The organism is Specibacter sp. AOP5-B1-6 (assembly GCF_052376555.1).
Lineage (GTDB): Bacteria > Actinomycetota > Actinomycetes > Actinomycetales > Micrococcaceae > Specibacter.
The window spans coordinates 105,320-127,201 of the sequence record NZ_JBQSVT010000005.1; the positions used below are offsets into that span (position 1 = coordinate 105,320).

The window sequence follows — 21,882 nt, forward strand, 5'->3', positions numbered from 1 at the left end:
GAGGAATCTTCATGAACCAGCAGAACGACTCGGCGGCACTGCCCGCCGCACGCACCACCACACCGAGCCCGTGGACATCCATGTCGCGACGCGGACTGTTCGGCATGGCGCTCGGTGTTTCCGCGACCGGCCTGCTCGCCGCGTGCGGCAGCGGCGGTGGCGCCAATGACTCCGTCAAGAAAGCCACCGCGTTCCAGGCCCCGTCCTACGTGCCCGCCACAACGGTTCCCGGAGCCATCGTCAGCAAGGTGCCGGGAATGCCTCCCACCTTCACTGGTTTCCCTGCCTCCTATTTCAGTTCGGTCCCCACGGCACCCGGAGGCGGCAGTGACGTCACCTCCTTCCAGATCCTGTGGGGCGCCCCTCCACAGTCATTGGACAAGAATAAATACTGGCAGCAGCTGAACAAGAACCTGGCCATCAATTTCAAGCCCACCCTCGTCTCCTCGGACAACTACAACGACAAGATGGCCACCACGATCGCCTCGGGCAACATCCCGGACCTGGTATTTATCCAGGACACCACTGCCGTGGGCGCTCAAGCGATTGGTGACGGCGTTTTCGCCGACCTGTCCGATGTGTTGGCAGGGGACAAGATCCTGGAGTGGCCCAACCTGGCCAACATCGACCCCAATGCGTGGAAGGCCTCGCAGAAGAACGGCCACATCTTCGGCATCCCCAACGAGAACTCGTACTTGAGCAACTTCCCCGTCATCCGTCAGGACGCCATGGCGGCCTCCGGGCATCCAGACATGCCCGCCAGCGCCGATGAGTTCAAGGCCATGTTGACGGACATGGCCCAGCTTGGCACCGTATCCGGGAAGAAGTTCTGGCCCATCGGCGGGCTCACCGCCGACATCATCGGCATGACACAGTGGATGTTCCGCGCCGGCACAGGATGGCAGCTGAAGGACGGCAAGCTCATTAACGTCATCGAGACGGACGGCTTCGAACAGTCTCTGACTTACCTGAACGACCTGTGGCAGAGCAACGTCTTCCACCCCGACGCATTGGCGTTGGGAACCCAAAAGGAAAAGAACTCGGGCATGTTCACCGAGGGCACACTTGGACTTCACATCGACTCGACCAACGGCTTCTTCGGGGCCAAGATCCTGACCAAGCTGGCAGCCGGCACCCCAGGTGCGGCACCGGCCTTCCTCGTCCCGCCTGGATTCGACGGCGGCGACATCACGGTCCCGCGCGATGCCGGCTACTGGGGCATGGTCGGCATCTCGGCCGAGGCGGCCAAGGACGAAGCGCGGCTGAAGACGCTGCTCGGCGTGGCCAACTACTGGCGTTCACCTTTCGGCTCGAAGGAATCGCTGTTCATCAACTCCGGGATTGAGGGCGTGAACTTCACGTTCGCCGACGACCATTCCCTCGTGCCCACAGGAGACGACCAGGCCGACGTCGACCGCGCCGGCATCCAGTACCTGGGTGTGTTCAACTCCCCCACCACCCGCATACCGACCGAGGCAAAGAAGTACACCGCCAACTACCAGACACAGGCAGAGAAATTGACAGCCGCCACCGTCGCTGACCCTACCGTTGGCCTGTTCTCCGACACCAATATCTCAGCCGGGACCAAGCTTGGGCAGCTGAGCCTGAACTATCAAAATGGGATCATATCGGGCCGGATGCCACTGTCCGATCTGGCCAAGTACCGCGAGGACTGGCGCAAGTCCGGCGGTGACGCAATTCGCAGCGAATTCCAGCAGCAGCTGGACAAGGGCACCAAATGAGTGCTTCCACCACCGAAGCTCCCCCGGAGGTGGAAGCCCCGGCCCGTCCCGGGCCGCGCGGCCGGACGAAGCCTGTCACGCCCAGCCGTCTCTCCCTGCGCAAACGCATGCGCCGGGAATGGGCCATGTATGTCTTCATCGTCCCAGGGTTTCTGTTCTTCATCGTGTTCGCCTACGTGCCCATGTTCGGCAACGTCGTTGCGTTCCAGGACTTCTCCCCCTACCGCGGCATCACCGGCTCCGAATGGGTTGGTTTCCAGAACTTCATCGACATCTTTGCCGACCCACAGGTGCTCAACGCAGTCAAGAACACCCTGATCATCTCGTTCCTGCAGATTGCCTTCGCCTTTCCGGCACCCATCCTGCTGGCCTTGCTGCTCAACAGCTTGGTCTCCGAGCGCTTGAAGAAGTTCCTGCAGTCCGTGGTTTACCTGCCGCACTTCATCTCATGGGTCATTGTCATCTCCATCTGGCAGCAGGTGCTTGGCGGGGCCGGACCCGTCGCCTCGTTGTTTGATCGGATCGGAATCGAAGGCGTCAACATCATGTCCAACCCGGACACCTTCTCCGCACTGGTCACTTCCCAGGTGATTTGGAAGGACGTCGGCTGGGGCACCATCATCTTCTTTGCCGCCATACTTGCCATTCCGACCGAATTGTACGAGTCGGCGGCCACCGATGGCGCCGGATCGTTCCGGCGCACTTGGCACATCACACTGCCGGGGCTCGTGCCCATCATTGCGCTGCTGCTGATCCTGACCATGGGCAACGTGCTCACGGTCGGTTTCGAACAGATCCTGCTCCAACAGCCAGCGATCGGGACCGATGCTGCCGAGGTCATCGACACCTTTGTCTACTTCCGCGGCATAGCCGGCGGCAACTGGGGCATTGCCTCTGCTGCTGGGTTGTTCAAGGGCGTCATCGGAACGGTGATGGTCATCGCCGCCAACAAGTTTGCCAAGAAACTTGGAACAGGAGGAATCTTCTAATGAGTATTCTGAAAGCGAGCCGGGCCGACGCGCGTCCGGTCTGGATGGAAAGGCCGGGGCCGCTGGTCCAGGCCGGCAAGGCAGTGGCCATTGCCGCAATCGTCGTTGTCATGCTGTACCCGTTCTTCTATGTGATCCTGATGAGTTTCGCTTCCCCGGAGGCGGCCACATCGGGCACATTTTGGCCGTCGTCGTTCTCGATCCAGGCGTACGTTTCCATCCTGACCGGCGGCGTCGTCACGAGAGCCCTGCTGGTCTCCGCTGGAGTGACACTTGTTGGGACCGTCCTGTCCATGGCGTTCACCACAACCCTGGCGTACGGGCTCACCCGCACCAAGGACGTGCCCTTCGCCAAGCCGATCCTGGTCATGGTGCTGTGCACCATGCTCTTCGGCGCGGGCATCATCCCCAACTACCTGCTGGTGCGCCAGCTGGGGCTGCTGGACTCCTATTGGTCTCTGATCCTGCCCGGCCTGATCTCGGCGTTCAACATGATTGTTGTGCGTAATTTCTTCATGGGTCTGCCAAGTGAGCTGATCGAGGCGGCAAAACTGGATGGGGCCAGCGAGTTTCAAATCTTCATCAGGATCGTGCTGCCGCTGTCCAAGGCTGTGCTGGCTGTCATCGCACTCTTCTACGCGGTGGGATATTGGAACTCCTTCTTCAACGCCATGATCTACCTCAACGACGCCGCCAAGTGGCCCATCCAACTGGTGCTCAACCAGTATGTAGTCCAAGGTTCCACGCTTTCCAGCGTCCAACCTCCGGGTGTGCCCGCACCCCCGGGAGAAACCATCCAGAAGGCTGTGATCGTCATCTCGACCATCCCGATCCTGCTGGTCTACCCTTTCGCCCAGAAGTATTTCACGAAGGGCATGTTGACAGGCGCCGTCAAGGGTTAGCGCCCGGCTTCCATCGACTCGGGACCCGGGGCCGTCTCGAGCCGGACGCCCAGCAGGGATTCGATGACAGCCCGAGTCGTATCTCCCATGTCAATCACGTCCGGGGCCAGCAACCACTGCACTTGCAGCCCGTCCATAACCGCAGTGGCGGCCACGGCCGTCCGGGCCGCATCCATGCCAGCGGGCAACTGCCCGTCGGCCACGGCTTCAGCCACAGCGGTCTCGATCATCGCTCGCAGGCCTTCATAGCGCGCACGGAACCAGGGCTGGGCGGGGTGGCCGTCCGTGAGGCTCTCAGCCGAGAGCACTGCATACAATCTCGTGGTGCTTCGATGCTGCTCGTTCAGGCGGGCGGTGTCCACCAAGTGGCCCAAGAACGCCAGTCCGCGCAATTCGCCTCGACTGCGGACCTCGGCAATATGCTCGGCATCCCTGCGTTCCAACAACTCCGTCAGCAATACATCCTTCGTCTTGAAATGGTGCAGCAACCCTGCCGGGGTGATCCCGGCCTGGCTCGCAATGTCCATCAACGAGGTGTTGTAGTACCCCTGGGCCGCAAAAGCTTCAGCTGCTATTTCAAAAATGGCGTTGCGGCGCAGCCGCGTCTTGCGTTTCTGCAAGCCCTCCGGTTGGCCGTCGCCCTGCTTCCGTTCTTCAGCGGACATCGACTCTGGCACGACAATCATGGCCCCAGTCTAGTCCCGCACGCACCACCACTTTTCCCAACAGCTTGAGGAACATCCCCATGAACCATCCCCATATTGAAACCACAATGACCGCCGGGGCAAGCCCCTTCCCGGACGTCGAGGACGGTACCGAGTTGCGCACCTTGCTCAGGCAACTATCGCTGGAGGAGAAGGCCGCTCTTCTGACCGGAGCTTCGTCTTGGAGCACGCTGGCCATCCCGAAAATCGGCCTGGACTCTGTCGTCATGTCAGACGGGCCAGCGGGCGTCCGTGACGTCGTTTCCGGCGGCACCTCCACATCCATGCCCCCGCCCAGTGCCCTTGCCGCCACCTGGGACGAGGGAGCCGCGCGCGAGGCAGGCGCATTTTTCGCTGCTGAAGCCACGTCTTTCGGCATCGACGTAGTACTGGCACCCGTCGTGAACATTCAGCGCACCCCGGTGGGCGGGCGCCACTTTGAGAACTATTCGGAGGATCCATGGCTGACTGCCCGCATGGGTGCCGGCTTCATCCGAGGGCTGCAGGAAAATGGTGTCGGTGCCTGCGTCAAGCACTTCATTGCCAACGATTCGGAGACCGAGCGGACCAGCTACGTCAGCCGGGTGGGCGAGGAGGCGCTGCGCGAAGTGTATCTACCCCCGTTTGAGGCCGCCGTCGAAACCGGGGCCTGGTCTGTGATGGCCGCCTACAACGGCGTGGACGACGGCGGGCAGTCCGCGCCCATGACGGAGCACTCACATCTCGTTTGCGGCGTTCTCAAGGCAGAACTGGGCTTTGACGGCGTCGTCATCAGTGATTGGGCCGCGGCCAGCAGCACCGTCGCCACCGCCCAGGGCGGGTTGGATCTGGTCATGCCCGGCCCTGACGGGCCGTGGGGTCCGGCCTTGGTCGAAGCCGTCCGGACAGGGTCAGTGGCCGAGGACGTCATTGACGACAAGGTCCTGCGCCTGCTCCGGCTGGCCCGGCGCGTCGGCAAGCTCGGCAAGCAGGGCGTAACAGTGTCGGTGCAGCGTCCTGACGGGCCCGCGACGTCCCGCGCCCTGGCATCGCGGGCCATGGTGGTGCTCAAGCATGGAGGTCGGCCGCACCTGGACCTGGCCACAACTTCGTCGGTGGCGGTGCTCGGTCCCAACGCGGCCGACTCCTACACGCAAGGCGGCGGCAGCGCACATGTCGCCACCGACCACACGGTTTCCGTGCTGGACGGCCTGCAACAGGCGCTCACGGCGGCTGGAATCTCGGTCAGCCATGCCAGCGGGGGTACCAGCTTCGAACACCCCCCGCTTCTGGATGCCGCACTGGTCTCGGCGCCAGACGGCAGCGCCGGACTCCTTCTCGAGTGCCTCGACGGCGAGGGCTCTGTGTTGACTTCCGAGTCGTGTGCCCGCTCGGACTGGCGCTGGATGCAGGACTTTGGCCCGGAATGCACCTCGGTGCGCCTTCGCGGCACACTCGCCCTGTCCCAGCCGGGCCGCCACACTCTGGAGATCGGCGCCGTCGGACGGTACCGAGTCCTGATCGACGGCATGCCGGCCGCCGAAAACGTGCACGACCCAGGTGTCAACGTCGTGCTGGATTCAACCGTCAACCTGCCGCCTGGTCAGTCCTTCAGCTGGGACGTGGAAAACCCGCGCACTGTCGAGCTGGACGTGGTGCTGGACGTCATCGACGCCGACGGCTACGGCCGGCTCGTCAGCGCCCAACTGCGTCACCTGGCACCTGGCCCGTCGGCCGAGGACGAAATCGCAGCAGCCTGCGCCCTCGCCGCCGCCGCCGATGCCGCCGTTGTTGTCGTGGGGACCAACCCGGAGGTGGAGAGCGAAGGCTGGGACCGCAAGTCGCTTCGGCTGCCCGGGCACCAGGACGCTCTGGTACGGGCGGTTGCTGCGGTCAACCCACACACCTTTGTTGTCGTCAATGCTGGCGCCCCTGTGTTGCTGCCCTGGCGGGACGACGTGGAGACCATCCTGTGGGGTTGGCTCGGCGGCCAGGAGTTCGGCCACGCCGTCGCGGATGTTCTGACGGGGCACTCCGAACCAGCCGGCCGGCTACCTTGGACGCTGCCGGACGAGGCCGCGCACGTGCCCGTCCCTGGCGCGATCCCGGTCAACTCCATCGTTGACTATGCGGAGGGAGTGAACGTCGGATATCGCGGCTGGCAGGCGGCCGGACGTACCCCCGCATACCCCATTGGTCATGGCCTGGGCTGGTCAAATTGGCGTTATTCGGGTCTGCTGCTGGACGGCTCCGGGAGTGCCTGCACTCTCACGGTGGAGAACAAGGGCTCACGATGCTCAACGGAGGTGGTCCAGGTGTATGTGGAGCCCTCCGACGGAGGGCGAACCCGCAAGCTGGCCGGGTTCACCACTGCCGCTCTTGAGCCGGGAGTGCCAACCCGGATTCACGTTGAGTTGGACCCGCACGCATTCATGGTCTGGGATGCGGAATGGCGGGCCTGTCAAGGTCCCATGCAAGTAATGGTGGGACGCTCCGCACTCGACGTCCGGCTCGTTGCATCCCACCTTCCAAACTCGCGGTAAGCGGGGTGGCCGCAGCCGCGCATGAATCCGTGAATTCCTTGCCGCGAATGGAGTGATGATCGTCGGGATTCTGGACTGGACATTGCCAACTTCAGCCACCCTGCCGGCAACGCATCATCCTTGGCGCCGTCGAACGCAAAATGTCCAGCAGTTCCCTCAAACGAACGCCCAGCCCAAGGAATCCACCCCCGTGGCCTAGGCCTGCGCGGTGGCGGCTGCGGCGTCCACCGCTCCGCCGTAGCGGCGGTCCCGGCGCGCGTATTCGTCCACTGCCGCCCACAGCGTCAGACGGTCAACCTCGGGCCACAGCGTGTCCATGAAAACAAATTCGGCGTAAGCCGATTGCCAGAGCAGGAAGTTTGACAGCCGTTCCTCCCCGCCGGAGCGCAGGAACAAATCAACGTCGGGCAGGTCCGGAAGATACATGTACCTCTGGACAGTCTTCTCATTTACCGACTTCGGGTTCAGCCGGCCGGCCGCCACATCGGCGGCCAGGGCCGACACGGCATCGGCAATTTCAGCCCTCCCGCCGTAGTTAACACACATGGTCAACGTGATCACGTCGTTGTCCTTGGTGTGCTCCTGCGCCTCCTCGAGCTCCTTGATGACCGAGCCCCACAGTTTTGGTTTGCGTCCCGCCCAGCGGATTCGCACGCCCCACGCGTCCAGCTGGTCGCGCTGACGTCTTAATACATCTTTGTTAAAACCCATCAGGAAGCGAACCTCCTCCGGGGAACGCTTCCAGTTTTCGGTGGAGAAGGCATAGACACTCACATATTTGATGCCCATCTCGATGGCTCCCGCCATGACATCAAGCAACGCGGGCTCGCCGGCCTTGTGCCCCTCCATCCTGGGCAATCCGCGCTGGTTTGCCCACCTGCCGTTGCCGTCCATGACGATGGCAACGTGCTTGGGAATGAGTTCCCGCGGTATGGCCGGAACCCCTGCCCCGGAGGAATGCGGCCAGGGTGCCACGACCGGTGGCTTGGACTTGTTCCTGCTGCTGCCCTTCAGGCCACTGCGCTGCAACACCATATTCTTATACACGCTCCACAAGTTTCAGGGAGCGCACGGTGCGCTCCAAATGCCATTGGACATACCCGGCCACCAGCCCCGCAGCCTCCCGGCGGTGCAGGGCCGCGGAGGCATCCGCACCAGCCCAATTGCCGCTCAGGAGATGCGCCAGCAGCGTCATGGTTTCCGGAGCCGGTGCCGGCGAACCCGGTGGGCGGCAGTCGTGGCACACGGCCCCGCCCAGCGCCGCATTGAAGGCTCCGTGCGGGCCGGGTTCCCCGCAGCGGGCACAATCGGAAAAGCTTGGAGCCCACCCGCCAATGGACACTGCCCGCAACAAATAGGAGTCGAGGATCAGCTCAGGGGCGTGCGCTCCCCTGCTCAGTGACGCCAGGGCGCCGACCAGCAGGAGGTAGTGGGACGTTGAGGTTTCGCCATCAACGTCGGTGAGACGCTCGGCTGTTTCCGTCATGGCTGCCGCGACAACATAGCGGTCGTAATTCGCTGAGATGGCGTCGCCGTAGCTGGCTCTCGCGACTGCCTGGGTCACGATGTCGAGGGAGCGGCCCTTGACCAGCTGCAGGTCGGCCACCATGAAGGGTTCCAGTCGTGCACCAAACTTGCTGTTGGTGCGCCGGACCCCCTTGGCCACGGCGCGCAGCTGGCCATGCCTGTGAGTGAGCAGGGTGATGATCCTGTCGGCCTCACCCAGCTTGTGGGTGCGCAACACGACGGCGTCATCCCGGTAGGTGCGGGCGGCATGGTTGGACATGGTTCCATTCTCCCATCTTTGCCGGCGATGGTGGCAGTTGACGCACCGGACACAAAGGAGCTCCTTGGAGCGCAGGCGCTACCGGCCGGGCACGTCAAAATGCCTCGGTGCCAGCCCGTGAAGGGCCGGCACCGAGGCATTAAGGCACTGCGGTGTTAAGGTGCGGCAGAACGTCTAGGCTGCCTGGGCGTCCCGGATCGCCCGGTTCACTGCCGAGATGACGGCCTTCAGCGAAGACGTGGAGGTGTTGGCGTCGATGCCCACGCCCCACAGCACGCGCTCACCAACGGCACACTCAACAAACGCTGCGGCCCGGGCGTCGCCGCCTTCGGACAGGGCGTGTTCAGAGTAATCAAGCACACGCACGTCCATGCCGTCTTCAGCCAGGATGGCCAGCAGGGCGGCGATGGGGCCGTTGCCGGTGCCCGTCCGGCTGTGGACAACGCCGTCGATCATCAGCTTCGCTGTGAGTGACATCTCGCCGTCGTCGTCGGTGGAGGTGGTGAACGGGCCGATGCGGTAGCGGCCCCACTGCCCATCGGCACTTTCGCCGGGCAGGTACTCATCCTTGAAGATGGTCCACAGCTCGGCTGCGCTGACCTCGCCACCCACCGTGTCGGTGCGCTGCTGGATGACGCCGGAGAATTCAATCTGCGCGCGGCGGGGCAGGTCCAGGCTGTGCTCGTTCTTGAGCAGGTAGGCCACCCCGCCCTTGCCTGACTGCGAGTTGACCCGGATGACAGCCTCGTAGCTGCGGCCCAGGTCTTTCGGGTCGACGGGCAGGTACGGCACGGCCCAGGTGTGCTGGTCCACATCCACACCAGCTGTTCCGGCGTCGGCCGCCATGGCGTCAAAGCCCTTCTTGATGGCGTCCTGGTGGGAGCCGGAGAAGGCTGTGAACACCAGGTCTCCGCCGTAAGGGGAGCGTTCCGGGACGGGCAGCTGGTTGCAGTACTCAACGGTGCGGCGGATCTCGTCGATGTCGGAGAAGTCGAGCATGGGGTCGACCCCCTGAGTGAACATGTTCAGTCCCAGTGTCACCAGGTCGACGTTGCCGGTGCGTTCGCCGTTGCCAAACAAGCAGCCCTCAATCCGGTCCGCACCGGCCAGGTAGCCCAGTTCTGCGGCGGCAACACCGGTTCCGCGGTCATTGTGCGGATGCAGGGACAAAATGATGCCCTCCCGCGGGTGCAGATTGCGGCTCATCCATTCAATGGAGTCGGCGTAAACGTTCGGTGTTGCCATCTCCACCGTGGCCGGCAGATTCATGATGACCTGGTTGTCGGCCGAAGCCTCAAAAATATCGGCAACGGCGTTGCACACGCGCAGCGCGTATTCAGGTTCGGTGCCGGTGAAGGACTCCGGGGAGTACTCATAGGTGATGCGGGTGTCGCCGAGGGTCTCCTCATACTTCTTGCACAGCCGCGCACCCTGCAGGGCAATGTCCAGGATGCCGTCTTCGTCCTGGTTGAACACCACACGACGCTGCAGCACCGAGGTGGAGTTGTACAAGTGCACGATCGCCTGCTTGGCCCCGAGCAGGGATTCATAGGTGCGCTCAATCAAGTGCTCGCGGGCCTGGGTCAGCACCTGGATGGTCACATCGTCCGGGATGTGGCCGCCTTCGATCAGCTGGCGGACAAAGTCAAAGTCCGTCTGTGAAGCCGACGGGAACCCGACCTCAATTTCCTTGAAGCCCATTTTGACCAACAGCTGGAACATTTTCATCTTGCGGCCCGGGCTCATCGGGTCGATCAACGCCTGATTGCCGTCACGCAGGTCAACGGCACACCAGCGCGGCGCCTTCGTGATGACCTTGTCGGGCCAGGTGCGGTCAGGCAGGTTCACTGAGATTTGATCCTGGAAGGGGACGTAGCGATGTACGGGCATTCCAGAGGTTTTTTGCGCATTTCGCATTGGAGGTGACCTTAAATTTTGTTCAACGAATGGGAGGCCGGCCGGGCAACACAAACACCGCAGCGAGGGTGGCCAGATTCCACGTTGATCAATTCAACGGGTTCCAAGCCTCGCCGCGGCAGCTAAGAAGAAGCATTCCAGTGCGCACATTTTTACCCTAACACGGCACGTAGGATGATAGTGAAAGAAGTCACCCACGCGGTACGCAATGGTGGCTGGACGCAGTTGAGCAATGAAGGGGAACCGATTCACTTGACCCATTCCGGTATCAATTTCAACCACATCGACCCGGGCACAAGGCCTCAGGATGATTTGTTTGAGCATGTCAATGGCGCTTGGCTGGCATCGGAGGTGATTCCCGAGGACAGGGCCCTCACCGGCTCGTTCATCACCTTGCGCGATGAATCCGAAGCCGCCGTGAAGGCCATCATCGAACATGCCGGCACCGAAGCGGCAAATCCCGACGCCGCCAACCCCATACTCTCGGCCAAAATCGGCGCCCTCTATGCCGACTTCATGGATGAGGCCGCCATCGAGTCGGCCGGCGCCACTCCCCTGGCAGCCCATCTCGAGGAGATCGAGTCCGCGGACTCCATTGCCGCCGTCGTGCACCTCATGGGGAAGCTCGACCGGACAGGTGGCAGCACCTTGTTTGGCGCGTATGTGAACAACGACGCCGGAAACCCGGACCGCGCGCTGCTGCACCTTTTCCAGGCCGGCCTTGGGCTGCCGGACGAGTCCTATTACCGCGAGGAAAAGTTCGAGTCCATCCGCACGGCCTACCTGGCCCATGTGCAGGCCATGCTGGAACTTGCCGGCGTGGCGGACGCTGCCGGCAAGGCGCCGCGCATCATGGCCCTGGAGACCGAGATCGCCTCCAGCCATCTGGACAAGGTGTCCCTGCGGGATCCGCAAAAGACCTACAACCTCAAGAGCCGCAGCGAGACCCTTGCCTTGCTGCCTGCGCTGGAAACGTGGCTGGACGCGCTGGGCGTCAGTGCCTCGCAGGGGGCCGAGTTCGTTGTGGCCACCCCCGATTTCTTCATCGGCCAGCAGGCACTGCTGACGGAGGAGCGCCGTGCAGACTGGCAGGCCTGGTTGGCCATGCGCACCATTTCAAGTCTGGCCGGCTACCTGTCCAAGGACTTTGTCGACACCAATTTTGCGTTCTACGGCACAACACTGAGCGGCACACCCGCCATCCGGGACCGCTGGAAACGCGGCGTGGGTCTGGTGGAAGGTGTGCTGGGTGAGGCGGTCGGGCAGCTGTACGTGGCTGAGCACTTCCCGGAGTCGCACAAGGCGCGGATGGAAAAGCTTGTCGCGAACCTGATTGAGGCGTACCGGACAAGCATTGTCGAGCTTGGCTGGATGAGCGGAGAGACCAAGGGGAAGGCCCTCGAAAAGCTGGCCGCGTTCACTCCCAAGATCGGCTACCCGGCCAAGTGGCGTGACTACTCGGGCCTGGACATTGTTGCCGGGGACCTGCTGGGCAACATTGAGCGCAGCAACGCCTTTGAGCTGGCCCGCCAACTGGCCAAGATCGGCGCGCCCATTGACCGCGACGAGTGGTTGATGACCCCGCAGACAGTCAACGCCTACTACAACCCGACCATGAACGAGGTTGTTTTCCCGGCTGCCATCCTGCAGCCGCCATTCTTTGATGCCGAGGCCGACGACGCCGCCAACTACGGCGGGATCGGCGCCGTAATCGGGCACGAAATTGGCCACGGTTTTGATGACCAGGGCTCCCAGTTCGACGGTACCGGTGCCTTGCGGAACTGGTGGAGCGACGCTGACAGGGCTGCCTTTGAGAAACTGACAGCCAGGCTCGTGGACCAGTACAACGTCCTTTCACCCACGGCGGTCCCCGATGAATTTGTCAACGGCGAACTGACGCTGGGCGAGAATATTGGCGACCTTGGCGGCCTGGCCATCGGCTTCAAGGCTTACCAGCTCAGCCTCGACGGCACCGGGTCCCCTGTCATTGACGGACTCAGCGGGGCCCAACGGTTCTTCTTCTCGTGGGCTGAATGCTGGCGGGCCAAGATTCGTCCCGCCGAAGCTCTCCGCCGCCTGACCATTGACCCGCACTCACCGGGTGAGTTGCGCTGCAACGCCGTCGCCAGCAACCTCGACGCCTTTCACGAGGCATTTGCCACGACGCCCGCAGACAAGATGTGGCGCGAGCCCGCCGAACGCGTGAGCATCTGGTAGCAGCACCTTAAGCCAACTGAGGCGCAGACCCCTGGGAAACCCGGCGGCTGCGCCTCAGTTGGTTGACGCCTGCGTCCATGCTGGCGCGGGAACTACTCGGGGAAGTTCTCCGCATAATACAAGGGGTTGACCGTCAGGCAGCTGCCACCCTGATCGGCGGTGCTGGCCACGATGTCCGGCGGTACGACGGAAGTCCCAAACTCGGTCCCTGACACCCAATCGGTTCCGATCACAAGGCTCACACCCGTGACGGTGGGATCCTCCTGCACAGCAGTGGCCGGCAGTTTGAACAGGTCAGCAACATCAGCCGCCACATCTGCCATGTCGGCTCCATAGAGGACCTTGGACTCGCCTTGGGCGGGGACATCCCCCAACTCATAGGAACTGCTGAAGCCTCCATTAACCAGGGACTGCATCAGCTCAATCGAGCGCCCCACGACGGCAGAAGCGTTGGCGACGCCTATCGGCTGTATTGCCTTGTCGTAGGCGGGAACAGCCGGCTCTGTGGTGGCCGGTGCTTCCGAGGCAGCAGGGGCCTCCGGCGTTGCGGCTGGAACCGTGGGCACGGTCAGCGACTTGCCTTCACGCAAAGCGGCAAAAAACTGGCCGGCCTGGGGCTCCTGCAGCTGGACCCGGTTGGCATCACCGGCAAAGGATGCGGTGGGCACTGTCACGAATGCCACGTTGGCCAGATCGATCTTCGCCAGCCTGTTGGCGATTCCCACCATGGCAGGAATGCTGGCGAGGTCCTCATCAATGGTGAGGTTTTTGGTGACCACGTCGGCCAGGCTGTAAAGCTTGGGCAGGTTCGTCAGCGTCCCCTCGCTCTTGACCTTCCGGACCATGGACGCCAGGAAATACTGCTGGGCCTTGATCCGCTCGAGGTCGCTGGCATCGCCAAAAGCGTGCCGGGTGCGCAGGAAGGCGAGGGCCTGCTCGCCCTGGACCAGGCTCTTGCCGGCGGGCAGCTTCAGCCAGGAGCCCTCGTAGTCATACATGGCGTGGTCAACACACACCTCCACGCCGCCAAGCGCGTTGGAAAGTTCCTTGACTGCCGTGAAGTCGGCCAGCATAAAGTGGTCGATGGTCAGACCGGTCATGTCGTTGATGGCCGACACCGTGCAGCCCGGGCCGGCGGCCAACGCCGCATTGAGCTGCCCAAGGGCGGCGCCGGGGATGACCTCGCCGCCACCAGACGGCTGGCAGTCGGGGATGGGCGCCATCAGGTCCCGGGGAAAACTTGTCACTGACACGTGGCTGTTGTCGGCCGAAATGTCCATCAAAAGCATGACGTCGGACTTGCCGGGACCGGCGGAGTCCTCCTCGCTGCCATACTCACTGTTCGCCCCGGCACGGCTGTCGGTGCCCAGGATCAAAATCTGCAGGGAACCGGTGTCTTCAAGCTGCGGCAGTTGTGAGGATTTGTTCCCCACCCCGGCGTTCAAGGGTGAGGTGGTGACATTTGTCTGCAACTTGTAGAACAGCAGGCCGGCCGTCCCCACACCCAACACCAGGACCGCAGCGAGCGACAAGGCGGTAATTCTCAACCACAGGGGTGCCTTGCGGACGGGTTTGTAGTGCCGCCCAACGGGTTCCTCTTCAATGGGGGTGGTGGCGCGAGGGGTGCTGGCGGCAGATACTGCCCCCTTTTCGGCACGACGTCGCCCCATGTAAGAACCTTTCAGTGTGGATAATGACTCTCAAGAGTTTAGCGGCCGAGACTGGGAAGTTCCCCAACGCCGCGCCTGCCCGTGCAGGCTTCGCACAAAAGCGGCGGCCCGTACGGGCCGCCGCCATCTAGAATCCGAGCTTGACGAGCTGTTTTGGATCGCGCTGCCAGTCCTTGGCGACCTTCACATGCAGGTCCAAATAAATCTTGGTCCCGAGCAGCGCTTCGATGCCCTTGCGCGCATTTGTGCCCACGTCGCGAAGCCTTGCACCGCCCTTGCCGATGATGATTGCCTTCTGCGAGGGTCGTTCAACGTAGAGGTTGACGCGCACATCAAGCAGCGGGTTGTCCTCGCTGCGGCCCTCGCGGGGCAGGATTTCCTCCACGACAACGGCCAGGGAGTGCGGCAATTCGTCGCGCACACCCTCAAGGGCGGCCTCACGGATCAGCTCGGCGACCATGACTGCCTCCGGCTCATCCGTCAGCTCGCCGTCCGGGTAGAGGGCAGGCGAAAGGGGCAGGTACTCGGCAAAAACGCCAGCCAGCGTCTCAACCTGAAAATCTTCCACGGCAGAGACCGGCACGACGGCGGCGAATCCCCTTTCGCCGATGACCTCCCGTCCCAGCGCTTCAACAGCGATCAACTGGTCCGTCACCGCTTGGCGGTCCACGGTGTCAGTTTTGGTCACGATGGCCACGACAGGCTTGTTGCCCACATTGCCCAGTTGGGCTGCAATGTAGCGGTCGCCGGGGCCGATCTTCTCGTTGGCCGGCAGGCAGAATCCGATGACGTCAACCTCGGACAAGGTGTCCGCCACGAGGTCATTGAGGCGCTTGCCCAACAAGGTGCGCGGCCTGTGCAGCCCGGGGGTGTCGACCAAAACCAGTTGGAACGTGTCCTTGTGGACGATGCCGCGAATGGTGTGCCGGGTTGTCTGCGGCTTGGCCGAGGTGATGGCGACCTTCTGGCCCACCAGCGCGTTGGTCAGTGTCGACTTGCCGGCGTTGGGCCGCCCGGCAAGAACAGCAAAGCCGGCACGGAACCCCTCGCCCTTGGCTTCAATCAGGCCTGACTTGGCTTTTGACTTACTCATGATCGCTCCTGTGCTGCTGTTCGGTGGGGGTGGTGCTGTCCGTACTGTCATTCTCGGCTGGTTCAACGGCGCTGGCAATGACGTGGCTGACCCTGTTGCGGGAGGCTTCCATCCTGTCGGCAACCAGCAGAAGGCCGTTCACCTCGACGCTGTCGCCGACCGACGGGATTTTACCCAGGTGCTTTGCCAGGTACCCGCCCACGGTGTCCACTTCGTCGTCGTCGATGTCCTTGTTGAAGTGTTCGCCAAATTCGCCAACTCCCATGCGGGCCTTGATCCGGTACCTGCCCTCCCCCAGGTTTTGCACCTCCGGGGAGACGAGGTCGTATTCGTCGGCAATTTCACCAACGATTTCCTCAATTAAGTCCTCCAGTGTCACAAGCCCCGCGGTGCCGCCATATTCATCCACCACAATGGCCACGTGTGTGGATTCACGCTGGAGCTCCTTCAACAGGTCATCGACAGGCTTGGATTCGGGGACGTATCTGACGCTGCGGGCCAGCTGTTCAACGAGCGGGCCGTCTTCGCCGTCGGCAAGCCGGTGCAGCGTGGCCACAACGTCCTTCAGGTACAGGATGCCCAGAATGTGGTCCGTGCTCCCGCCGATGACGGGGATGCGCGAATACCCTGAGCTGAGGAACACTTCAAGGGCCTCTTCCAGGGGGTCGCCCTGGTCGATGCTGACGATGTCCATGCGCGGGACCATGACGGCACGCACCATGGTCTCGCCCAGATCAAAGACGCTGTGGATGAGCTCAGCTTCGTTGTCCTCAATCATCTCCGATTCGCTGGCGCGGTCAACAAACTCGCGGAATTCCTCTTCGCTGACAAAGTCGTCGTCGCCGTCGGGCGCTTCCTTGGTCATGACGGACCCCAGCTGGATGAGCCATTGCGGGATGGGTCCGAGGACGCGGCGCAGCAGGTGGACCAGCCAGGCGGTCGCGCCGATCAGGGCGGTGGCGTGCATCCTGCCAAGCCTGCGGGGGGACACCCCCACCAGCATGAAGCCAAGCACTGCCATGACGACCGTGGCGATGAGCCCGGCGATCCATTCGTTGCCCAGCAGGCCGACGAGGAAGATGGCAACGGCCACGGCCGCCGCCATCTCACACCAAACACGCCAGAATCGCAGCGCGTTCATGTGCGCGAGCGGTTGGGACAGGACTTTTTCCAGGGATGCGCCGCGGCCGTGGGCCGCAACGGATTCCGCGTCATGTCGGGGGAAAAAGTTCAAGGCTGATTCGATGGCCGCAAGGAAAGCGGCGATGGCCGTGAATATGACACCCAGGACCGGCAAAACAACAAGCGTCACTGCATTGTCTCCCGGGGGGCTTCCTTGCCCAGGAAGCTGGAGAGCAGTTCACGCTGGATTCCAAACATTTCTGCTTTTTCTTCGGGTTCCCCATGGTCATAGCCCATGAGGTGCAACATGCCGTGGGTCGTCAGCAGCAGCAGTTCCTCCTCCATGGAGTGGCCTGCCGCAACTGCCTGTTCCTGGGCGACTGCCGGGCAGAGCACAATGTCCCCCAGCAGGCCGGCCGGGGTGGGCATTGCCGAGGTGCCGGGACGCAGTTCATCCATGGGAAAGGACAAGACGTCCGTGGGCCCGGGCTCGTCCATCCATTCGAGGTGGAGCTTCTCCATGGTGTCCACATCGGCCAGAATCACCGATACCTCCGTCTGGGGGTGGACAAACATGGCCGTCAGGATGTGCCTGATAAGCCTGACAAGCTCTTCCTGGCGCACCTCCACGCCTGATTCATTGTTGATTTCGATGCTCATCGCGAGGTGCTTTCCTTGGGTGTTGCGGGACTGGGATGGGTGTCATCCCAGTTGTTGTAGGCGCTGACGATGGCCCCTACCAAACGGTGCCGGACAACGTCGGTGGCGTCCAGGATGGAGAAGTGGATGTCGTCCACTCCCGCAAGAATTTCCCGCACCACGCGCAGCCCCGACTTTGTTCCGGTGGGCAGGTCAACCTGCGTGATGTCTCCGGTAACAACGATCTGGGAGCCAAATCCCAGCCGGGTCAGGAACATCTTCATTTGTTCGGGGGTTGTGTTTTGCGCCTCGTCGAGAATGATGAACGCGTCGTTGAGGGTCCGGCCGCGCATGTAGGCCAGGGGCGCCACCTCAATGGTGCCGGCAGCCATGAGCCGGGGAATGGTTTCGGGATCCATCATGTCGTGGAGTGCGTCGTAGAGGGGGCGCAGATATGGGTCAATTTTGTCGTTGAGGGTTCCGGGCAGGAAGCCGAGGCGCTCCCCTGCCTCGACGGCGGGCCGGGTCAGGATGATGCGGCTGACTTCCTTGTGCTGCAGGGCCTGGACGGCTTTGGCCATGGCCAGGTACGTTATTCCCGTGCCTGCAGGACCGATGCCAAACACCACCGTGTTGCGGTCGATGGAGTCAACATATTCCTTTTGATTCGCCGTCTTGGGGCGAATGGTCCGACCCCTGCTGGAGAGTATGTCGTAGCTGAGAATATCCACCACCGACGTGTCCGGGCGAGTCTTGAGCATGGCGACCAACTGTTCCCACACATCAGCGCTCATGGGGCTGTTGCGCGCGACCATGCCACGGGCTTCTTCCATCAGGTGCATGATCCGGGGCACGACGGCGGAGGGTCCGGTGATGGTCAGGACGTTGCCGCGGGCCAGGAAGCTCACCTCGGGGTAGAGACCTTCAACAATCCGCAAGCCCTCGTCCTCGGCGCCCAGGGCAGCAACCATTTGCTCCGTGGAGAGGAACCGCACCACTTCAGTGCGCGTGCCGTCGACGGAGTGCGGGAATTGGCGCCCCGGCCCCTGATCGGGATGTCCGTCGTGGCGGTTCGCTGTTGTCTCTGCCATAAGTTCGGCCGTCCGGCCTGAAATCTCTCCTCGTGTTTACCGGTGCAGGCACCGGAATTCTTCGCATTGCTGCTTCTTCTCGATTCTAATGCACAGCCCGGTGCCTGCGCTCATAAACCAATTGCGCCATGGGCGCATCTTTTCACCGTCTCGCGGCAGAAGTGTTTCGATACGGTTTCAGTTCTCTTGCAGAGCCCCTTTTCCTGCTTTACGTGGACACTGTTGTGCCAAGCTGAGGAAGGTTCAAAGTCTTGTGGGGATGCTTGAACCTATCCATGAACAATGCGGCACGGGAAGCACCCGGCCGCCCTTGAACACACAAGACTAGCGAGAGCATTTCCCCATGTTTGCCTTCTTCCCCGCACCTTCAGGGCGCCACGGCGTCTCTGCTGGTGCGGCCTGCCGGCAGCGCCGCGCCTTGGAGCGCATGTGCATGGCGGACAGGATCGCCATCATTGGGCTGTCGCTCTCCCTTGCCCTTGTTGGGTGCACCTCCAATGGCGCGGACAACGGTGATGTGTCAATGCCCACAACGAACGCCTCAATGTCTTCCGGCCTCGTGACAAGCGCACCGCTGGAGACTGCCACCGCCTCGCAAACACTGCCCGTGTATTGGTTGGGCCACAGCAATGACGACGTTTTCCTGTACCGCGAATTCGTCCCCGCCAAGACCACGGACGATCCCATGGTGGCCGCGCTGCGGACCATGATGGCGGGCAAACCCCATGATCCGGACTATTTTTCGCTCTGGAACAGCCCGTCGCGGCTTGGTGCGTCCATCTCCGCCAAAAATATCATCACGATAGATATTTCGGCTGACGCCTTTGGCAAGAAAGTTGACGAGGGCATTGCCGAGCGTTCCATGTCCCAATTGGTTTACACCGCGACCGCGGCCGCTGCCATGGCGGGACTTGTCGACACGGGAACATCAATACAGGTGTCTGTTCTGGTCGATGGCCACACCGGCTACAAGGCTTTCGGTCATGTGCCCCTGGACAAACCTTTGACTCGCAATGCCGCATTTGTGGCCCCCGTGTGGATTATTGACCCGGCCGACGGGTCGACGTACAGGAGCCTGCCTCTCAAGGTCGCCGGGCAGGGCGTGTCGCCCTCGGGAAGCCTTTCCTGGTCGCTTGCCCACGTCAAGGATGGCACGGTGGGGGATCAGTATTTGAGCGGGACGGTGGCCACCGGGCAAGGCCCGAATGAGCTGAGCGACTTCAGCTTCAGCCTGGTTCCGCCGCCGGGCAGCTACGAATTGTCCGTCTTTATCAGCGACCCGGCAGCCCCCGGCGAAAAAGTTGGCCTGGACACGAAGCGGGTCACGATCGCCGACGCCGCCAAATAGCTTGGCGCAACTCCCTCTCCTCCAACAAAACTGACTGCAGAAGTGGTTGCTAAATCAATCGATTTTGATTGATATAGCAACCACTTCTGCGGGTCAGTTCTTAAGGGAGGCGCGGATGGTCCCACGCGCCCGAGGGCCCCGAGCCGAGGAACGAGGCTTGGGAGGGCGTGGGGGCTACCAGCGGCCCAATTCCTGGCTAAGCAGCACGACGGCGGCGGGGCCGGCGGTCGAGGAGCGCAGCACGTGCCTGCCCAGGAGCGCGGTCCGGGCACCTGCAGCAACAAAGGCATCGACCTCGGCCGCGCTCATGCCGCCCTCGGGGCCAACGATCATGAGCACACCCAGCCGACCGGCCGAAGCCGCCGCCTGTTGCGGGCCGCTGCCCTCGTACCAGTCCCGGGCGACCGCCGCCACCGAGTCGACGGCGTCTTCATGCAAAATCAAGGCGAGGCCGGCGTTGGCAATGAGTTCGCACACGGCCGCAGTTCCCACCAGAGACCCAACTTTGGGCACCGTGGCCCGTCTGGCCTGCTTTGCGGCGGCGGCCACGACCTGGCGCCACTTCTCGGGCCCTTTGACTGCCTTGTCCATCTTCCAGCGCACAATGGAGCGTTCCGCCTGCCACGGCACGACAGCGTCAATGCCCAGTTCGGTCGCCATTTCAATGGCCAGCTCGTCCCGGTCACCCTTCGCGAGGGCCTGAACAAGGGTGAACTCCAGTGCCGGGGCAGGCTCGGGCAGGACGCTCTCAACCTGCACTGTCAAGGTGCCCTTGCCGGCGGTGGTGACGGTGCAGACCAAACGCAGCCCTGCGCCGTCGCACACGTCAACCGTTTCCCCGGCCGCAAGCCGCTTGACGGTGGTGGCGTGGCGGCCCTCAGCCCCGTCAAGGGAAAAGTGCGCCCCGGGGACGAGCCCGGCAAGCAGCTCCGGGGCGGCGTAGAAGACAGGGTTGCTCATGGCCGCTTAGAGGCTGCCGAACTTGTCCCGCAGCTTGGCGAACATGCCGCCGCTCGTGACGAGCTTGCCTTCGCTGTACGTCTCGCCGCGCAGGGCCGCGAGCTGCTTCAGGAGGTCTTCCTGGGCGGCGTCGGGCTTCGTGGGCGTTTCAACATGGACGTGGACCTTCAAGTCTCCGCGGCCGAAGCCGCGCAGGTGGGTGACTCCCAGGCCGCGCAGGTTGATGACTTCCCCGGCCTGTGCGCCCGGCTTGATGCTGATGGGCTGCTCGCCGTCGAACGTCTCAAACGTGAGCTCGGTGCCCAGTGCCGCAGCCGTCATGGGGACGCTGAGGGTGGCGTGCAGGTCATCGCCCTCGCGCATGAACGCGGGGTCGTTGTTGACCTTCATCTCCACGTACAGGTCACCGGCAGGCCCGCCGGCAGGTCCGGCCTCCCCCTGCCCGCCGAGCTGGATCCGGGTGCCGGTGCTGACGCCCGCCGGCACCTTGATGGTGAAGGCGCGGCGGTCGCGGACGCGGCCTTCGCCCATGCATTCGTTGCAGGGGTCAATGATCATGGTGCCGAAGCCCTGGCAGGAGTTGCAGGTTGCCAGCGTCATGACATTGCCAAGGATGGAGCGCATGGGGCGCTGGATCTGGCCGCTTCCATGGCAAACATCGCAGGTGGTGGGCGAGGTGCCGGCCCGGCAGCAGCTGCCGTCGCAGGTCGGGCACGTGATGGCGGTGTCAATTTCAAGCTTTTTGTTCACGCCAAAGACTGCCTCGCGCAGTTCCACGCGCACAGTGATGAGAGCATCCTGGCCACGGCGCATGCGCGACGCCGGGCCTCGCCCGCCGCCACCACCGCCCCCGCCGCCAAAGAACGTCTCGAAGATGTCCTGGAAGGCGAAGCCGTCGCCGCCGCCGCCAAAGTTCCCGGCACCGTTGTCGTTGCCGTTCTCGTTGCCCGTGGTGTCATAGACGCGCCGCTTTTGCGGGTCGGAGAGGACCTCATAGGCATGGGTCACTGCCTTGAAGCGGTCCTGGGCGTCCGGGGCGTCGTTGACGTCCGGATGAAACTTGCGCGCCAGCTTGCGGTACGACTTCTTGATTTCCTCGGCTGTCGCGTCGCGGGCGACGCCCAATGCATCGTAGTGATTACTCAAAATGTTGCTCTCTTTACGTGGAAACGGTGGCCGC

At 62.8% G+C, this 21,882-nt stretch carries 17 protein-coding genes; 6 read left to right on the forward strand and 11 right to left on the reverse strand.

Annotated elements, in window-relative coordinates:
• The first annotated feature begins 11 nt into the window (after positions 1–11).
• Genes ACT3TS_RS03995 through ACT3TS_RS04005 form a run of 3 tightly spaced genes read left to right on the forward strand, consistent with a single transcriptional unit; the run spans position 12 to position 3,633 of the window.
• Positions 12–1,742 carry an extracellular solute-binding protein gene (locus ACT3TS_RS03995; protein ID WP_444530191.1) on the forward strand — a complete coding sequence of 577 codons (1,731 nt, stop codon included), beginning with the start codon at positions 12–14 and terminating at the stop codon, positions 1,740–1,742.
• Positions 1,739–2,731 carry an ABC transporter permease gene (locus ACT3TS_RS04000; RefSeq protein ID WP_444530192.1) on the forward strand — a complete coding sequence of 331 codons (993 nt, stop codon included), beginning with the start codon at positions 1,739–1,741 and terminating at the stop codon, positions 2,729–2,731. The genes ACT3TS_RS03995 and ACT3TS_RS04000 overlap by 4 nt, the downstream gene beginning before the upstream one ends.
• Positions 2,731–3,633 carry a carbohydrate ABC transporter permease gene (locus tag ACT3TS_RS04005; protein WP_444530193.1) on the forward strand — a complete coding sequence of 301 codons (903 nt, stop codon included), beginning with the start codon at positions 2,731–2,733 and terminating at the stop codon, positions 3,631–3,633. Before ACT3TS_RS04000 ends, ACT3TS_RS04005 begins: the two co-directional genes overlap by 1 nt.
• Here ACT3TS_RS04005 and ACT3TS_RS04010 read toward each other — a convergent pair.
• Entirely contained in the window at positions 3,630–4,319 is a 690-nt protein-coding gene (locus ACT3TS_RS04010; protein ID WP_444530194.1) for a TetR/AcrR family transcriptional regulator, read from the reverse strand. The two genes, ACT3TS_RS04005 and ACT3TS_RS04010, sit on opposite strands and share 4 nt — an antisense overlap.
• Before the next feature lie 59 nt (positions 4,320–4,378).
• Here ACT3TS_RS04010 and ACT3TS_RS04015 point away from each other — a divergent pair, with 59 nt between their 5' ends.
• The gene (locus tag ACT3TS_RS04015; RefSeq protein WP_444530195.1) at positions 4,379–6,859 is read left to right on the forward strand and encodes a beta-glucosidase family protein; all 2,481 of its coding nucleotides are present in this window, start codon (positions 4,379–4,381) and stop codon (positions 6,857–6,859) included.
• A 195-nt stretch (positions 6,860–7,054) separates the two neighbouring features.
• Here ACT3TS_RS04015 and ACT3TS_RS04020 read toward each other — a convergent pair whose 3' ends face one another.
• The 3 genes from ACT3TS_RS04020 to leuA form a co-directional block, all read right to left on the reverse strand.
• Complete coding sequence (locus ACT3TS_RS04020; RefSeq protein ID WP_444530227.1) at positions 7,055–7,894, reverse strand: isoprenyl transferase; 840 nt, start codon at positions 7,892–7,894, stop codon at positions 7,055–7,057.
• 4 nt (positions 7,895–7,898) lie between these two features.
• Positions 7,899–8,645, reverse strand: coding sequence for a DNA repair protein RecO (gene recO, locus ACT3TS_RS04025; RefSeq protein ID WP_444530196.1), 747 nt, complete (start codon positions 8,643–8,645; stop codon positions 7,899–7,901).
• A gap of 174 nt (positions 8,646–8,819) precedes the next feature.
• Positions 8,820–10,562 carry a 2-isopropylmalate synthase gene (gene leuA / locus ACT3TS_RS04030; RefSeq protein ID WP_444530197.1) on the reverse strand — a complete coding sequence of 581 codons (1,743 nt, stop codon included), beginning with the start codon at positions 10,560–10,562 and terminating at the stop codon, positions 8,820–8,822.
• A 252-nt stretch (positions 10,563–10,814) separates the two neighbouring features.
• Between leuA and ACT3TS_RS04035 the strand changes: the two genes are divergently transcribed.
• Positions 10,815–12,779, forward strand: coding sequence for a M13 family metallopeptidase (locus tag ACT3TS_RS04035; RefSeq protein ID WP_444530198.1), 1,965 nt, complete (start codon positions 10,815–10,817; stop codon positions 12,777–12,779).
• A 92-nt stretch (positions 12,780–12,871) separates the two neighbouring features.
• On the opposite strand, the gene ACT3TS_RS04040 is transcribed toward ACT3TS_RS04035, so the two are convergent.
• From ACT3TS_RS04040 to ACT3TS_RS04060, 5 genes are all read right to left on the reverse strand, one after another.
• Entirely contained in the window at positions 12,872–14,449 is a 1,578-nt protein-coding gene (locus ACT3TS_RS04040; protein ID WP_444530199.1) for an LCP family protein, read from the reverse strand.
• 127 nt (positions 14,450–14,576) lie between these two features.
• Positions 14,577–15,545, reverse strand: a complete 969-nt coding sequence (gene era, locus ACT3TS_RS04045; RefSeq protein WP_444530228.1) for a GTPase Era — start codon at positions 15,543–15,545, stop codon at positions 14,577–14,579.
• Positions 15,535–16,854, reverse strand: coding sequence for a hemolysin family protein (locus ACT3TS_RS04050; RefSeq protein WP_444530200.1), 1,320 nt, complete (start codon positions 16,852–16,854; stop codon positions 15,535–15,537). The genes era and ACT3TS_RS04050 overlap by 11 nt, the downstream gene beginning before the upstream one ends.
• Positions 16,851–17,324: an rRNA maturation RNase YbeY gene (ybeY, locus tag ACT3TS_RS04055; protein WP_444530201.1), complete on the reverse strand. Its 474-nt coding sequence runs from the start codon at positions 17,322–17,324 to the stop codon at positions 16,851–16,853. The genes ACT3TS_RS04050 and ybeY overlap by 4 nt, the downstream gene beginning before the upstream one ends.
• Positions 17,321–18,394, reverse strand: a complete 1,074-nt coding sequence (locus ACT3TS_RS04060) for a PhoH family protein (RefSeq protein WP_444530202.1) — start codon at positions 18,392–18,394, stop codon at positions 17,321–17,323. Before ACT3TS_RS04060 ends, ybeY begins: the two co-directional genes overlap by 4 nt.
• A 343-nt stretch (positions 18,395–18,737) precedes the next feature.
• Between ACT3TS_RS04060 and ACT3TS_RS04065 the strand changes: the two genes are divergently transcribed.
• Positions 18,738–19,742 carry a GerMN domain-containing protein gene (locus ACT3TS_RS04065; protein ID WP_444530203.1) on the forward strand — a complete coding sequence of 335 codons (1,005 nt, stop codon included), beginning with the start codon at positions 18,738–18,740 and terminating at the stop codon, positions 19,740–19,742.
• A 174-nt stretch (positions 19,743–19,916) separates the two neighbouring features.
• On the opposite strand, the gene ACT3TS_RS04070 is transcribed toward ACT3TS_RS04065, so the two are convergent.
• Positions 19,917–20,702, reverse strand: a complete 786-nt coding sequence (locus ACT3TS_RS04070) for a 16S rRNA (uracil(1498)-N(3))-methyltransferase (protein WP_444530204.1) — start codon at positions 20,700–20,702, stop codon at positions 19,917–19,919.
• 6 nt (positions 20,703–20,708) lie between these two features.
• A complete protein-coding gene (gene dnaJ, locus ACT3TS_RS04075) occupies positions 20,709–21,848 on the reverse strand; it encodes a molecular chaperone DnaJ (protein WP_444530205.1) in 1,140 nt (379 codons plus the stop codon).
• Positions 21,849–21,882: the final 34 nt, after the last annotated feature.